At 71.7% G+C, this 13,243-nt stretch carries 13 protein-coding genes; 6 read left to right on the top strand and 7 right to left on the bottom strand.

Translation table 11 applies throughout. The features are described from left to right. Window positions 1–240: 240 nt before the first annotated feature. A complete protein-coding gene (locus tag DS843_RS24840; RefSeq protein ID WP_149471516.1) occupies window positions 241–906 on the top strand; it encodes an NnrU family protein in 666 nt (221 codons plus the stop codon). An 80-nt stretch (window positions 907–986) separates the two neighbouring features. Continuing rightward, window positions 987–1,256 carry a DUF2934 domain-containing protein gene (locus tag DS843_RS24835; protein ID WP_149471515.1) on the top strand — a complete coding sequence of 90 codons (270 nt, stop codon included), beginning with the start codon at window positions 987–989 and terminating at the stop codon, window positions 1,254–1,256. Window positions 1,257–1,266: 10 nt separating this feature from the next. Here DS843_RS24835 and DS843_RS24830 read toward each other — a convergent pair whose 3' ends face one another. Together DS843_RS24830 and DS843_RS24825 are read right to left on the bottom strand one after the other, a co-directional pair. Next, the gene (locus DS843_RS24830) at window positions 1,267–1,995 is read right to left on the bottom strand and encodes a hypothetical protein (protein WP_286192298.1); all 729 of its coding nucleotides are present in this window, start codon (window positions 1,993–1,995) and stop codon (window positions 1,267–1,269) included. Window positions 1,996–2,001: 6 nt separating this feature from the next. Then, window positions 2,002–3,093 carry a Do family serine endopeptidase gene (locus tag DS843_RS24825; protein ID WP_149471514.1) on the bottom strand — a complete coding sequence of 364 codons (1,092 nt, stop codon included), beginning with the start codon at window positions 3,091–3,093 and terminating at the stop codon, window positions 2,002–2,004. Window positions 3,094–3,275: 182 nt separating this feature from the next. On the opposite strand from DS843_RS24825, the gene DS843_RS24820 reads away from it, so the two are divergent. The 3 genes from DS843_RS24820 to DS843_RS24810 all read left to right on the top strand — a co-directional run bounded on the left by DS843_RS24820 (window position 3,276) and on the right by DS843_RS24810 (window position 5,897). Beyond that, window positions 3,276–3,500: a hypothetical protein gene (locus tag DS843_RS24820; RefSeq protein ID WP_149471513.1), complete on the top strand. Its 225-nt coding sequence runs from the start codon at window positions 3,276–3,278 to the stop codon at window positions 3,498–3,500. 143 nt (window positions 3,501–3,643) lie between these two features. After that, window positions 3,644–4,612 (top strand): protein phosphatase CheZ, encoded by a 969-nt coding sequence (locus DS843_RS24815; RefSeq protein WP_149471512.1) that lies wholly within the window; start codon window positions 3,644–3,646, stop codon window positions 4,610–4,612. 7 nt (window positions 4,613–4,619) lie between these two features. After that, entirely contained in the window at window positions 4,620–5,897 is a 1,278-nt protein-coding gene (locus DS843_RS24810; protein ID WP_149471511.1) for a pentapeptide repeat-containing protein, read from the top strand. A gap of 184 nt (window positions 5,898–6,081) precedes the next feature. Here DS843_RS24810 and DS843_RS24805 read toward each other — a convergent pair whose 3' ends face one another. The 5 genes from DS843_RS24805 to DS843_RS24785 all read right to left on the bottom strand — a co-directional run bounded on the left by DS843_RS24805 (window position 6,082) and on the right by DS843_RS24785 (window position 12,031). After that, window positions 6,082–7,488 (bottom strand): heme biosynthesis protein HemY, encoded by a 1,407-nt coding sequence (locus DS843_RS24805; RefSeq protein WP_149471510.1) that lies wholly within the window; start codon window positions 7,486–7,488, stop codon window positions 6,082–6,084. Further along, window positions 7,485–9,359, bottom strand: coding sequence for a carph-isopro domain-containing protein (locus tag DS843_RS24800; protein ID WP_149471509.1), 1,875 nt, complete (start codon window positions 9,357–9,359; stop codon window positions 7,485–7,487). The genes DS843_RS24805 and DS843_RS24800 overlap by 4 nt, the downstream gene beginning before the upstream one ends. Window positions 9,360–9,421: 62 nt before the next feature. Further along, the gene (locus DS843_RS24795) at window positions 9,422–10,177 is read right to left on the bottom strand and encodes a uroporphyrinogen-III synthase (protein ID WP_149471508.1); all 756 of its coding nucleotides are present in this window, start codon (window positions 10,175–10,177) and stop codon (window positions 9,422–9,424) included. A gap of 5 nt (window positions 10,178–10,182) precedes the next feature. Next, window positions 10,183–11,109 (bottom strand): hydroxymethylbilane synthase, encoded by a 927-nt coding sequence (gene hemC / locus DS843_RS24790; RefSeq protein ID WP_149471507.1) that lies wholly within the window; start codon window positions 11,107–11,109, stop codon window positions 10,183–10,185. A gap of 55 nt (window positions 11,110–11,164) precedes the next feature. Then, window positions 11,165–12,031: a class I SAM-dependent methyltransferase gene (locus DS843_RS24785; RefSeq protein ID WP_149471506.1), complete on the bottom strand. Its 867-nt coding sequence runs from the start codon at window positions 12,029–12,031 to the stop codon at window positions 11,165–11,167. A gap of 86 nt (window positions 12,032–12,117) precedes the next feature. On the opposite strand from DS843_RS24785, the gene tsaD reads away from it, so the two are divergent. Next, complete coding sequence (gene tsaD / locus DS843_RS24780) at window positions 12,118–13,206, top strand: tRNA (adenosine(37)-N6)-threonylcarbamoyltransferase complex transferase subunit TsaD (protein ID WP_149471505.1); 1,089 nt, start codon at window positions 12,118–12,120, stop codon at window positions 13,204–13,206. The last annotated feature ends 37 nt before the right edge of the window (window positions 13,207–13,243 follow it).

Raw genomic sequence — 13,243 nt, 5'->3', positions numbered from 1 at the left:
CGATGACTGGACGGTACGCCCAGCCGCCCGTCCCCGCTGTGGCCTGCGCCACACTCCGCCACGGTTTGCCTTCTGCGTCTTTCACCACAGAGGCACAGAGACACGGAGGGGTGGGAAGGCCGGTTCTCCGTGTCTCCGTGCCTCTGTGGTTCACCATCGTCAGGAAACCGACCGCTTCCCCATTCCATGCTTGATGTTCATCAAGACTCCGCCGGGCAAAGCGGTGTTTTCTCTCGCCCCATGACCACCGATCTTCTCCTCGCCGCCCTGTTCCTGTTCGCCACCCACGCCGTGCCGTCCTGGCCGGGGGTGCGGCCACGGCTGATCGCCCGGCTGGGGCGGGGCGGGTTCGTCGCCCTGCATTCGTTGGGGTCGCTTCTGGCGCTCGGCCTGTTCGTCTGGGCCTACCGCGAGGCCGGAGGCGGAGAGCCGCTGTTCGTTCCCGCCGCCTGGGCGGCGCCGCTCGTCGTCGCGCTGATGCCGCTGTCCTTCCTGCTGATCGCCGCCCGCATCACCAGCAAGGCCGGCGAGCCGGAGGCCCCGAATCCGCCGAGGGGCATCTTCCGCGTCACCCGCTTTCCCGGCAGCATGGGTCTTCTGCTGTGGGCGCTGCTTCATCTCCAGGCCACGGGCGACGGGCGGCGCGTCGTCCTGTTCGCCAGCATGGCGGTCATCGCCCTGTTCGCCATGGTCAAGAACGACTGGGTCCTGCGCCGCAGCGAGGCCGGACGGGCCTACCGGGCGGAGACCTCCGCTCTGCCCTTCGCCGCCATCCTGGCCGGGCGCCAGAGCGTCCACGCCGGAGAGATCGGCTGGGGCCGGGTGCTGGCCGCGCTGGCCGCCTACGCCGCGATGATCGCGGTCCATCCCTGGCTGTTCGGGGTCAGCCCGCTCTATTGGCTGTAGCCACGGGGAAACCGGGCACGCCGGTGCGGTCCGCCTGTTGACGGTCTTGAAGGATCGGACCGCAGAGGAGGGACAGCGCCATGGAGCATCACACCGCACCCGACGACCCCCGCATCCGCGAGCGCGCCTACGGCATCTGGGAGCGGGAAAACCGTCCCGAAGGGCGCCACATCGACCATTGGCGGCAGGCCACCCGCGAGATCGCGGAGGAAGACGCCGCCCTCGGCCCGGAGGCCGGTTTGCAGACTCCGGACAGCGCCAGCGAACGTGCCCTTCACGAGGCCGCCGAGCATCTGCGCGGCGTGGACGCGCACAGCCGCAACCGCCAGTCCTCTCCGGCGGACGGCTGAGGGCGGGTCTTCAGTCCTCGTCGTCCAGGGACAGTTGACGAACCTGGAGCCGGGGATCGGGCTGGGGCAGAGGGCGTGGCTCCGGTGCGGCGCGGGCCGCCGAGGGCGGCGGCGCGGGGCGGGGCGGGCGCAGCGGCTTGTTGACCGCGCCCTTCGGCCCGATGCTCGGCTCGTCGCCGAAGTCGGGCAGGGGCGGGCAGCGGTCCATCACCGCGCGCATCAGCGCGGCCACGCGGTCCGTCTGCTTGCGCAGCCCCTGCCCGCGCTCCCCGTCATAGAGCGGGTCGTCGAGGAACTTGCGGATCTCCATCAGCGCGCGGAGTTCCACCCCCACCGTCTCGTGCGTGCCGATGGGCAACGCCTTGACCCGCGCGAAGGTGTTGAAGAAGCCGGCGCTCTCCTCCACGAACAGGATCACCATGCGGGCGTGCAGGCGCTCCAGCGCGGTGGTCATCGGGCCGATCAGCTCCTCCATCTCCGACGGGGCGGCGTCCAGACGCTCCTGGGTCACCGCGGCCAGCGAGAAGAAGTCGCGCACCTTGCGGGAGAACTTGCGGTAGCGGCCCATCCCGCCGACCGACACGCGCTCCCGCGCCGCCGCCGCCAGATCCGCGCACTTCTTCAGCATGTCGTCCAGCCGCATCAGCATGCGGGCGACTTCGCGCTGGCGCTGGGCCGCGCTGACCATGGGGGCGGGCGGGGCCTGCCGGCGGGGGGGCGGGGGGCGTCCTCCGATCATCCGGGTCTAGTTCGCCGTGCGAACGTTCAGGACCCGCTCGCTGCCGCCGCGCAGGATGGTCACTTGCAAGGGCGTGCCGGCCCGCACCAGCCCCATGCGGTTGCGGAAGTCGGTGGCGCTGCGCACGGGCCGTCCGCTCACGGCGACCACCACGTCGCCGCTGCGGAAGCCGGCGCGGTCGGCGGCGGACCCGCGCTCCACCTGGGTGATGACGGCCCCGGCGTCGCCGGACAGGTTCATGCTGTCCGCCAGATCGGGGGTCAGGTCCTGGATGGCGACTCCCAGCCGTCCACGCCGCACCTCGCCATACTCCACGAGCTGCTCCATCACGGAGCGGACGATGCTGACCGGGACGGCGAAGCCGATGCCGACCGACCCGCCGGCAGGGCCGATGATGGCGGTGTTGATGCCCACCAGCTCCCCCTTGAAGTTCACCAGCGCGCCGCCCGAGTTGCCGGGATTGATGGAGGCGTCGGTCTGGATGAAGTCCTCGTACCCCTCGATCTTCAACCCGCTGCGCCCAAGCGCCGAGACGATGCCCGAGGTCACCGTCTGGCCCAGCCCGAAGGGGTTGCCGATGGCGACCAGGAAATCGCCGACCTTCAACTGGTCCGAATCGCCCCAGGGCAGGGCGGTCAGGTTCTCCGCCTCGATCTTCAGAAGCGCGATGTCGGTCGCGGCGTCCCGCCCGACCAGACGGGCGCGCAGGCGGCGCCGGTCCTTCAGCGTGACGGCGATCTCCTGCGCGTTTTCCACCACATGGGAATTGGTGATGACGTAGCCGCGCCGCGAGTCCACGATGACGCCCGATCCGGCGCTGACCTGCGGGCGGGCCTGCTGTTCGGGGACGTTGAAGAAACGGCGGAAGAAGGGGTCGCGCAGCAGCGGGTTCTCCGCCTGCGGCGCCCGAGACAGGACGGCGATGTTGACGACCGCGGGGGTCACCTGCTCCAGCATCGGCGCGATGGTCGTCACCCCGGTGGCCCCGGCGGGCAGAGCCGCCGCCGCCGGAACCGGCGCCAGCCCGGCGCCGGGCGCGCCGAACGCCAGCAGCCCGGCCACGCATGCCGCCGACGCGACCCGAACCGTCCTCCTCATCGGCTTCTCCTCTCCCGCTTTCCGAAACCCGCCCGCAGGGTGCGGCGCGGCTGATTTGGGCGAAAGGCGCGGGCGGGTCAAGCCTGCACGCGCCTTTCGCTCCCATCCAGCCGCAGCATGGCCGGCCGCATCCTGTTAGGATGGCGGAGTATATGCCACCGGCGCCCAACGGAGAATCCTCTATGCCCACCCGCCGAAACCCCGCCGTCCCGCCGCTGCCGACGCCCGCCGCGCTGTTCGACGTGGGGCGGACCATGGCCGGCCTGTGGCCGGCGGTCTGCCTTGCCGCGGCGTCGCCCTTCTTCTGGGCGCCGCCGCTGTGGGTGCTGGCTCTGATGGCGCCCGCGGGACGGGCGCCGGAGGAGGCGAAGGGGTGCGACATGGCGCGCCACCCCGGTCGCCATTAAGACTTTGTTCAGCGGGATCTGCGACCCAGAGATGCCAGGGATTTGTCTGAAATCCAGGCCTCGTCTGGTGTAACCTTGGTTTTCCAAAGACGTGCTTTTCTCCATGGCGGACGTTCGACTGTGGCCCGCCGACGGTGACGATGATGAGCGATGTTCCTCTGCTGGAACTGACCGAGCATGAATACCTCCAGATGGAGGAGGCGCTGTCGCAGACCGCGCGCGGGCGCGCGTTCCTGCGCATGCGCGACCGGCGGTCCCGCGTGGTGGCGGCGGACGAGTTCCACCGGCTGGCCGGGGCGCTGGAACAGCAGGTGAACCGGCTGCGCGGGGTGGAACCCGGCGCCTTGGCCCGCGCCGCGCCGGCGGCCGGGGTGGCCGACGGCTTGAAGCTCCAGCAGGAGCTGATGTCGATCACCCAGGTGGTGCGGGAGACTCGCAGCGACATCGCCGCGCTGCGCCCCGCCGACACCGGGTCCAACCGCATCGAGGCGGCGACCGGCGAACTGGACGAGATCGTGGCGGCGACGGAGCGCGCGACCACCGACATCCTGAACGCCACCGAGAAGATCCAGGAGATCACCCAGAGCATCCCGCGCGACGATCCCGACATCGCGGAGATGGTGGACGCCATCGACGCCTGGAGCATCGAGATCATGACCGCCTGCTCCTTCCAGGACATCACCGGCCAGCGCACCACCAAGGTCGTCAACACGCTGCGCTACATCGAGCAGCGCGTGAACACGATGATCGAGATCTGGGGCGTGGACCGCATCGCCAGCGCCTCGGAAACGGCGGGCCTGGGGGCGGGCGACGTGTCGTCCCACCGCAAGCTGGGCGACACCCGGCCCGACGCGCATCTGCTGAACGGCCCGCAGCTCGGCGGGCCGGAGGTGAGCCAGGACGACATCGACGCCCTGTTCGACAATCTGGCCAGCCACATTCCACAAGTGATGGAGCGGGCGGAGCCGGCGGACGCGCCGGCAGCCTCCCCGCCGCCCCCGCCGCCTCCTGCCGCCGCTCCGAAGCCGGCCCCGCGTCCCCCCGCACCGGCGCCGGAAGCGTCGGACGGCGGCGGGATTTCGCAGGCCGACATCGACGCGCTGTTCGCCTGAGGAGCCCATGGCGAACGACGGCTCCCTCAAATCCCGGATACGCCTGAGCCAGGAGCAACTGGACCGGGTGTGCGAGCGCCACGTCCGCTTCACCGAGGGGCGGCCGAACGGCGCCCGCGCCAACCTGCCCTTCTTCGACCTGACCGGCCTGGACCTGTCGGGCCGCAACCTGACCGGCGCGCATCTGTCCGGCGCCATCCTGCGCGACGCCAAGATGCGCGGCACCATCCTGGACCACGCCGACCTCTACGGCGCGGACCTGCGCGGCGCCGACCTGACGGAAGCCCGCCTGTACCGCACCGACATGCGCGGCGCCAACGTGCGCGGCGCCACGCTGGACGGCGCGGTGATGGTGGAGGTGGACCTGCGCGACGGCAGCGTGGCCAACCGCAGCGCGTCCGGCGAATTGAAGGTGGTCGGCTTCGAGCCGGGGCCGGCGGACATGGCCTCGGCCAAGCTGACCAACGCCGACATGGCGCGGGCCAAGCTGTCGGGCAGCTTCGCGCGGGCGGCGGACTTCTCCAACTCCCGCCTGTCCGGCGCGCGGCTTCAGCGCACCGACCTGCGCGACTGCAATTTCTCCGGCGCCGACCTCCAGGGGGCTGACCTGAACGGCGCCGACCTGCGCGGGGCCAAGCTGGACGGCGCCAAGGTGTCGGAGCTGGACCTCGTCACCTCCATCCGAACCGACGAGGAGGCGGAGGTCGCGGCCCAGGCGCCGAAGGCGGCGATCCTGGAACCGGACGAGGAACCCGTGGCGGAGCCCGCCCGCCCGGCGCCCCCGACCGCGGAGATCGAGCAGTTGCTGCGCCAGCATCTTCTGTGGCTCGGCACCAGCGGCCAGCAGGGGCGGCAGCTCGACCTGACGGGCCTGAACCTGGACGGGGCGGACCTGTCGGGGAAGGTGCTGACTCTCGCCAAGGGGTCGGGGGTGCGGCTGCGCAACGCCCGGCTGAACGGCGCCCAGTTGCAGGCGGCCCAGTTCGACGGGGCGGATCTGCGCTCCGCCGATCTGCGCGGCGCCGACATGCGCGGCGCGAAGCTGGACCGCGCGATCCTGATCGACGGCTGCCTGGACGGGGCCAATCTGGGGATGCTGCTGATCAGCGCCGGGGCGAAGGTGATGCGCGCCTCGCTGGTGCGCGCCCGCATGGCCGGCGCCTCGCTCAGCGCCACGAACATGAAGGGCTGCGACCTGACGCTGGCCGACCTGACCGGCTGCGACCGCAGCAGCGCGAACCTCGACGAAGCCATCCTGGACGGCACCCGCATGGGCGGGGCGTAGGTCCGGGGCCGAAGGGCGGTAAAGTTTCTCGATTCACCACAGAAACACGGAGACACAGAGAACGGAGCGTCTCTGGTCTTGCTCTGTGACTCCGTGTCTCTGTGGTTTACCGTCCCCCGCAAAAAGAAAGCCCCTCCCCGGCGGACCGGGAAGGGGCTTTTTCCTTAATGCGACCAAGGCGGGACTAGGTCGCTCCCTGGGGAGCGATCTGGCCGCCCGGTGCCATGCCCGGCTGGCCGATGACGGGTTCCGCCGCCTGATGGGTGATGGCGGGAGCGGACTCCGGCGTCATCAGCGACAGGCTCACGGTCGGAGCCTTCCATTCCAGGCTGTCGAAGGCACCGCAATGGCCGCACAGGCCGCCCCAGCTCGGGCTGACCGCGTTGCAGGCCGTGCAGGTCCAGGCCGCGTCCGCCGGGGCGTTGGCCGCCTGGGCCAGCCACGCGCGCGCCGCCTCCTCGTCCTGCCGCTCCGCCCGCTCCAGCTCGGCCAGGAGTTGGAAGACGCGGCGGGAGGGCCGCATCTCCAGCGCCTTGGTCAGATGGGCGCGGGCTTCGCCCCAAAGCTGCGCGTCGAGGGAGGCGCGGGCCACGGCAAGCAGCGACTCGACGTCGTTGGGGGCGTGGTTGCGCAGCTTCTCGAACAGCTTCACGCGGGTCATCGGATCGTAGCTGGAAACCACCTCGCGGTAGGCCGAGGTCAGGTCCGGGTGCGGGTTGACGCGCCAGCAGCGCTCGATGGTCTTGGCCGCGTTCTTGTGCTTGCCGACCGCCATCTGCAACCGAGCGGCGCGGGCCGCCGCCGGGACGAAGCCGGACAGCAGGTCGTGCGCCGCCTGGGCGTGGGACAGGGCCGAATCGGACCGGCCCCGGCGCTCCGCCTCGAAGCTGCGCTCCAGAAGCAAGGTGGCGCGGTGGCGGCGGCCCAGGTCGGGGTTGATGGCGCCGGCCTGGACGGCTTGCTGCAGCGTGCCTTCCGCCGCCGCCCATTCGCCGGAGCGGGCTTCCAGGTCGTACAGGGTGCCGAGCAGCCACGGCGTGTTCGGCTGGAGCGACTGGGCGCGGCGGGCGAGCTGGAGCGCCTCCACCCGATCGCCGGCCTTCAGCGACTGCGTCAGCAGGCCACGCAGGCCGAGGAAGGCGGTCTCCGGCCGGTCGAGCATGGCGGTGAAGTATTCCTTCGCCGCGCGGTCGTCGCCCTGGAGCTGGGCGGCCTGGGCCGACAGCAGCATGGTCAGGGGCGGCTCGTTCAGCAGGCCGTCGGCCTTGCGCGCCATCTTGCGGGCGGTCGTGGCGTCGCCGGCGGCGACGGCGACCATGCCGCGGGTCAGCGCCTGATAGCCGCGCTCGCGCCGGCGGGACCGGCGGTAGCGGCCGAAGCTGCGCGGCGCCCCGATGATGGCGCGGGCGAGCCGGTACAGCACGATGACCGCCGCCAGGGCGGCGACGCCGATCAGCACGGCGATGCCGAAACCGGTCTCGACGACGTAGCCCTGCCAGTTGATGGCGACCGTGCCGGGGTGGTTGGCCAGCCAGACCGCGATCGCGACGACGATGGCGACCTTGATGATGAACCAGATGGCGCGGGTCATTGGGCCGCTCCCTTGACCCCGGCGGACTGCGACAGCAGGCCGATGGCGCGGGAGGTGAGCTGCTGGCCGGCCTCGTTGGCGGCCAGACGGGCCTTGGCGTCGGCGATCCAGGGCGCGGCGACCTGCGCCGCCGGACCCTTCAGGGCCGACAGCTCGTTGACCGCGCCGCCGAGATTGCCCGCCTGAAGGGCGGCCTCGGCACGGGCGACCACCGCCGATGCGCCGTCGCCGACCACGCCGCCGCCCTGGCGGCGGACGGTGACCAGCGTGGCGATCTTGCCGGTGACCTGCTCCACCCAGTCGTTGCCTTCGCCCTGGTTGTCGGCGCGCACGATGTCGGAGGCCATGGCCGTGAAGCGGTCGGTGAGCTGCGGCTGGGTCGGCACGCCCTTGGCGGCGTAGCCGGCCACCGCGTCCAGCGGCTGCGTGACCTGCGCATCGTCCGACCCCACGGCGCGGACGGCCTGGAGTTCCTGCTGGAAGGGCTGTCCGGCAGCCAGAGCGGAGCGGAGCTGCCCGGCGGCGAGCACCAGCGCCTGGGCGGCGGTGGCGGCGTCGCGGCGGGTCTCGACCGCTTGGTTGACGGCGGCCAGCTCCTGCTTCAGCGCGTCCACCTCCTGGCGGACCTGTCCGGCGGCCTGGGCTTCGTTGCCGACCGCCTCGACGCGCTGCTGAACCTGGCTGAGACGTTCGGTCAACTGGGCGACGCGCGGGTCGGGCTCGGCGGAGCCGGCGGCAGCGGCCTGGGGACGCTGCTCAAGCTCCTGGATGCGGGCGGAAAGCTGGCTGACGGCGCTGTCCAGCGTCTGCTGGTCGACGCCGCCCGCGGCACCACCCGCAGCGGCGCCGTTGGCCGGAGCGGCGGGGCGCTGCTCCAGCTTGGCGAGACGCTCGGTTAGCTGCTGGATCTGGTTGCGCAGGGCCGGGTCCGGCTGCGCGGCGGGCGCCTGGGCGACCGGAGCGGCGGCGGGGGCGCCGGCGGCGGGCCAGCCCGGAACGCGCGGACCCCACCAGGGCTCCGACAGGGCGGCGGCGCCGACCAGAAGGGCGATCAGCGAGACGGCGGTGGCGAAACCGGCGCCGGACCGGCGCTCCTCCCGCGGGGCCTCGTAGCGGGGCGACTCATGGGAGGCGTCGGTCGGGAACGTACGGGCCGAGGTGGAGGGTGTGGAGGCGGTGCCGTAGGCGGGCGTGACGGGCTCCACCGGAGGCGGGGTCTCGCTCCTGACCTCGTCGGACTTGACCTCTTCCGTCTTGAACGGATCGGCCTTGGTGTCCTCGATCCTGGGCTCTTCGGCCTTGATCTCCCCGGCCTTCCCATCACCGCCCGGCAGCGTGTCGGCGGCACCCGGCAGGGTGTCCGCGACGGGCGGCAGGGTGGTGGGGGGCAGGTCCGCGGTGGGGATGGGGCCGCCGCCCGGCGGGGTGTCTTCGGCCAACCCCGGCTCGGCCTTCTCGGGTCCGGATTCGAAAGGTCCGGCCTTGTCGGGCTCAGGGCCTTCCGGAAGATGGGTGGGAGACGCGATGATGGCGGCGTCGGTCGGCAGCGGAGTCACCGAATCGGCGGCGTCGGGGGCGTTGCGGTCCTCGCTCGGCGTGGCGGCTTCCAGGTCGGCTTCGCTCAGCTTGATCCGGTGCTTGGCGGCGGAGGCGCGCAGGTCGGCGTGGCGGGCCAGCGGAATGGCGCCGCGCTTCTTCCAGCCCTGCACCGTGGTGACTGGGATGTCCAGCTTGTGCGCCATGGGGCGGATGCCGCCGAAGCGTTCGATGATGCGTTCGACGGCGGGGCCGCCGGAGGAAGCCTGGTTCTGGTCGGACGGCGTGTGGCCGTTCGGGTCAGCCTCGTGTTCGGAGCCTGGGCGAGGGGTCATTGGGTGCCTTCTGGTCGCAGTTGTTCTCGACGAACGCCACACGAGCCCCCAAGCGGATGCGCTCAAACCCGGCCCGTGCCGCCGGATGGGTCCGGCAGCAGGCCGAGCAGAGACTCCTGCTCCGGCCGTGGCGCCACCCGTACGTTGTGCCACGGTGTCACTCCCAGCTCACCGTACGCGCGGGCGGCCTCCGCGACCGCGGGGCTGAGGCAGAGCGCGTCCACTGTACGACAGCGGTCGATGAGCCCGGCCTCGGCGACAAGCCTAACAAACGAACGGGCGGTACGGGGAGAGAAAAACAACACGGCGTCCAGTGTTCCCGTACGCAGCGCTTCCGCGGTGCCGTCCGACAGGCGTTCGGTCGGAACGGCGTCGTACAGCGTTTCCCGCAGGATGGAAAATCCGTCCTCCGCCAGCATGCCCGCCAAGTCGCCCGCGAGCTTGGTTCCCGCGACATGAAGCAGCGGGCCGGCTGTTGCGGTGCAGCGTGCGCGCACCAGCGCGGCCAGGGCGTACACGTCGCCGGATGCGCTCTCGACCCGCGCGAATCCGGCCTCCCGTGCGGCGGTGGCGGTGGCGTCGCCGACCGCGTAGACCGGGCGGTCACGCCGGCTCGTACGTCTGGTGTAGCCCCGTACGCCGTTCGCGCTGGTGAAGAGGAGGGCCTGTACGTTTTCGACGTCCGGCTCCGGCCCGTCCAGCCAGCGGATTTCCAGCATCGGTTCCACCGACACGGCGAACCCGAGCGCGCGCAGCCGCCCGGCCAGCGGTTCGGAATCCTCCGCCGGACGGGTGACCAGAAGGTGCGGCCCTGCCATCTCCTTCAGCTCTGGAAGAAGTCGGGCGGCAGCACCGCCTTGATCTCCGCTCCGGCGTCGGCGCCGATGGCCGCCGCGTCGCCGTCGCTGCCGCTGCGCTCCGCCCGGAAGACCTGCCGCCCGTCGTTGGACAGCACCTTGGCCTTCAGATGCAGCCGGTCGCCGTCCAGCGTGGCCAGGGCCGCGATGGGCGTCCGGCAGGAGCCGTCCAGCACGGCCAGCAGCGAGCGCTCCGCCGTGACGCGGGCCGCCGTGGCGGCGCAGTTCAGCGGGGCGAGCAGGGCGCGGGTGGCGTCGTCGGCGCTGCGGATCTCGATGCCGATGGCGCCCTGGGCGACGGCGGGCAGCATCTCCTCATGCTCCAGCACGGCGGTGATGCGGTCGGTCAGGCCAAGGCGGCGCAACCCGGCGAGCGCCAGCAGGGTGGCGTCCACCTCCCCGGCGTCGAGCTTGGCGAGGCGGGTCTGCACGTTGCCGCGGAAGGGCACGACCTTCAGGTCGGGCCGCCGCTCCAGGATCTGGGCCTGACGGCGCAAGCCCGCGGTGCCGACGACGGAACCCGCGGGCAGCGTGTCCACCGTATGGCCGCCGCGCGAGAAGAAGGCGTCGCGCGTGTCCTCGCGCGGCAGGAAGGTGGAGACCTCCAGCCCCTCCGGCATCCAGGTCGGCACGTCCTTCATCGAATGGACGGCGAGGTCGGCGCGCCCTTCGAGCAGCGCGTCCTCCAGCTCCTTCGTGAACAGGCCCTTGCCGCCGGCCTCGGCCAGCGTGCGGTCCAGGATGCGGTCGCCGGTCGTCTTGAAGACGACGATCTCGATGGCGCCGGGGGCGGCCAGATGCGGGTGCGCCGCGATCAGCCGGTCGCGGGTCTCGTGGGCCTGCGCCAGCGCCAGCGGGCTGCCGCGCGTGCCGATGCGGAGCGGTTGGGTCATGAGGCCAGTGTTCTAGGCGATCCACCGCGGTTTGCAAGCCCTGGTGACGGGCGTGCTACTCTTTGGTGAAGGGGGAGGCGGTGAAGGAAGAGGCGCGCCGCGCCGTGACGACCATGCGGCGGCTGTCCACGGTCCAGGGGGCGTCCTCGAAATCCCCGACCAGCCGCTCCAGGACGAATCCGGAAGCCTCCAGCATCAGTTCCAGCTCGTAGCGGAAGATCATCCTCCAGGTGAAGCCGTACTCGGTCACCGCGATCTTGCCGTCGGGCAGAAGCTCGTCGTACCAGCCGTGAATGCGCTGGCACTGCCGCTCGTCCAGGCGGGTGGCCATGGTGTTGCGGACGTAGCGGTTGCCGGTGTGCGGGCTGCGCCGCGGTTCCGACGGGCTGGGAGTCGTCTCGGCGTCGAGCGGCAGGGTCAGCGGGTTCATCACGTCCAGCGCCAGCATCCCGCCCGGCGCCAGATGCGCGGCGACGGCGGACAGCGCACGGCGCTCCGACGGCAGATCGGGGATCAGCATCAGCACGTTGAAGGGAATGGCGGCGAGCCGGAAATCCCGCATCGGCAGGTCGAGCGCCGTGGCGTCCTGCCGCACCGCATGGACGCGGGCCCGCACCTCCGGCGCCTCGCGCGCCAGCTTGGCGCGGAGCTGGTCCAGCATGGCGTCGGACACGTCGACCGCCCAGACCTCGTGCCCGGCGCGGGCCAGCGGGATGGTCAGCCGCCCGGTGCCGCAGCCGATCTCCAGCACCGGCCCGCCGGTCTCGTCCGCGCGATCCCTGTAGAAAGGCACGTCGCCCAGCATGCCGAGGCGGGCCAGCGTCGCGGCGTGCTCCGCCCGCGCCTCCCCGATCTCCAGCGACGGGTAGTCGCCGTCGTAATAGAGGATGCTGGCGTCGTCGTCGGGCACATCGCTGTTCATGGGGGGCGGAACCCTGAAAGATCCGGGAGAAATCCGGGCCAAGACCCTATACCAGAGCGGCGGAGACGGCTAGTTTGACGGCCATCATGATCGTTCTTGGAATCGAAACGAGCTGCGACGAGACGGCGGCGGCCATCGTCACCGACGCGCGGGAGATCCGCGCCGACGTGGTGCTCTCGCAGTTGGACGACCACACGCCCTATGGCGGGGTGGTGCCGGAAATCGCCGCGCGCGCCCATCTGGAGCATCTGGACGGGCTGATCCGCCGCGCCCTGGACGAATCCGGGCTGGGCCTCGGCGACATCGACGCCGTGGCCGCCACCGGCGGGCCGGGGCTGATCGGCGGCGTGATCGTCGGGGTGATGACGGCCAAGGCCATCGCCGCGGCGCGCGGGCTGCCCTTCGTCGCGGTGAACCATCTGGAAGGCCACGCACTGACCGCCCGGCTGACCGACGGCGTGCCCTTTCCCTATCTGCTGCTGCTGGTGTCCGGCGGGCATTGCCAGCTTCTGGTCGTGGAGGGGGTGGGGCAATACCGGCGGCTGGGCACCACCATCGACGACGCGGTGGGGGAGGCGTTCGACAAGACGGCCAAGCTGCTCGGCCTCGGCTATCCCGGCGGGCCGCTGCTGGAAAAGGCGGCGGCGCAGGCGGTGAATCCGGGCCGCTTCGATCTGCCGCGCCCAATGGTCGGGCGTCCCGGCTGCGACTTCTCCTTCTCCGGCCTGAAGACCGCGGTGCGGCGCCATGTGGAGGAGTTGGGGACGCCGCAGTCGGCAAAGGCGCTGTCGGCGGAAGACCGGGCAGACCTCGCCGCCGCCTTCCAGGCCACGGTGGCGGAGGTGATGGCCGACCGCTGCGCCCGCGCCATGCGCCGGTTCAAGGAGATGCACCCGCAGGGCGGCGCCCTGGTGGTGGCCGGCGGCGTTGCGGCCAACAAGACGCTGCGCGCCCGCCTGCAAAAGCTGGCCGACCGGGAGGGGATGCCCTTCGTGGCGCCGCCGCTGCGGCTGTGCACCGACAACGCGGCGATGATCGCCTGGGCGGGGATCGAGCGCTTGCGGCTGGGCCAGACCGACCCGCTGGACTTCGCCCCGCGCCCGCGCTGGCCGCTCGACCCCACGGCGAAGCCCGCCATCGGCAAGGCCGGCGTGGGGTCCGGCGTGAAGGCGTGACCGTCCGGCTTGCGGAGCGCGGAGGCTCCCCCTAAAC

The organism is Roseomonas genomospecies 6, from assembly GCF_008365375.1.
In the GTDB taxonomy this organism is placed as follows: domain Bacteria; phylum Pseudomonadota; class Alphaproteobacteria; order Azospirillales; family Azospirillaceae; genus Azospirillum.
This window is presented reverse-complemented; position numbering and strand designations above follow the sequence as displayed.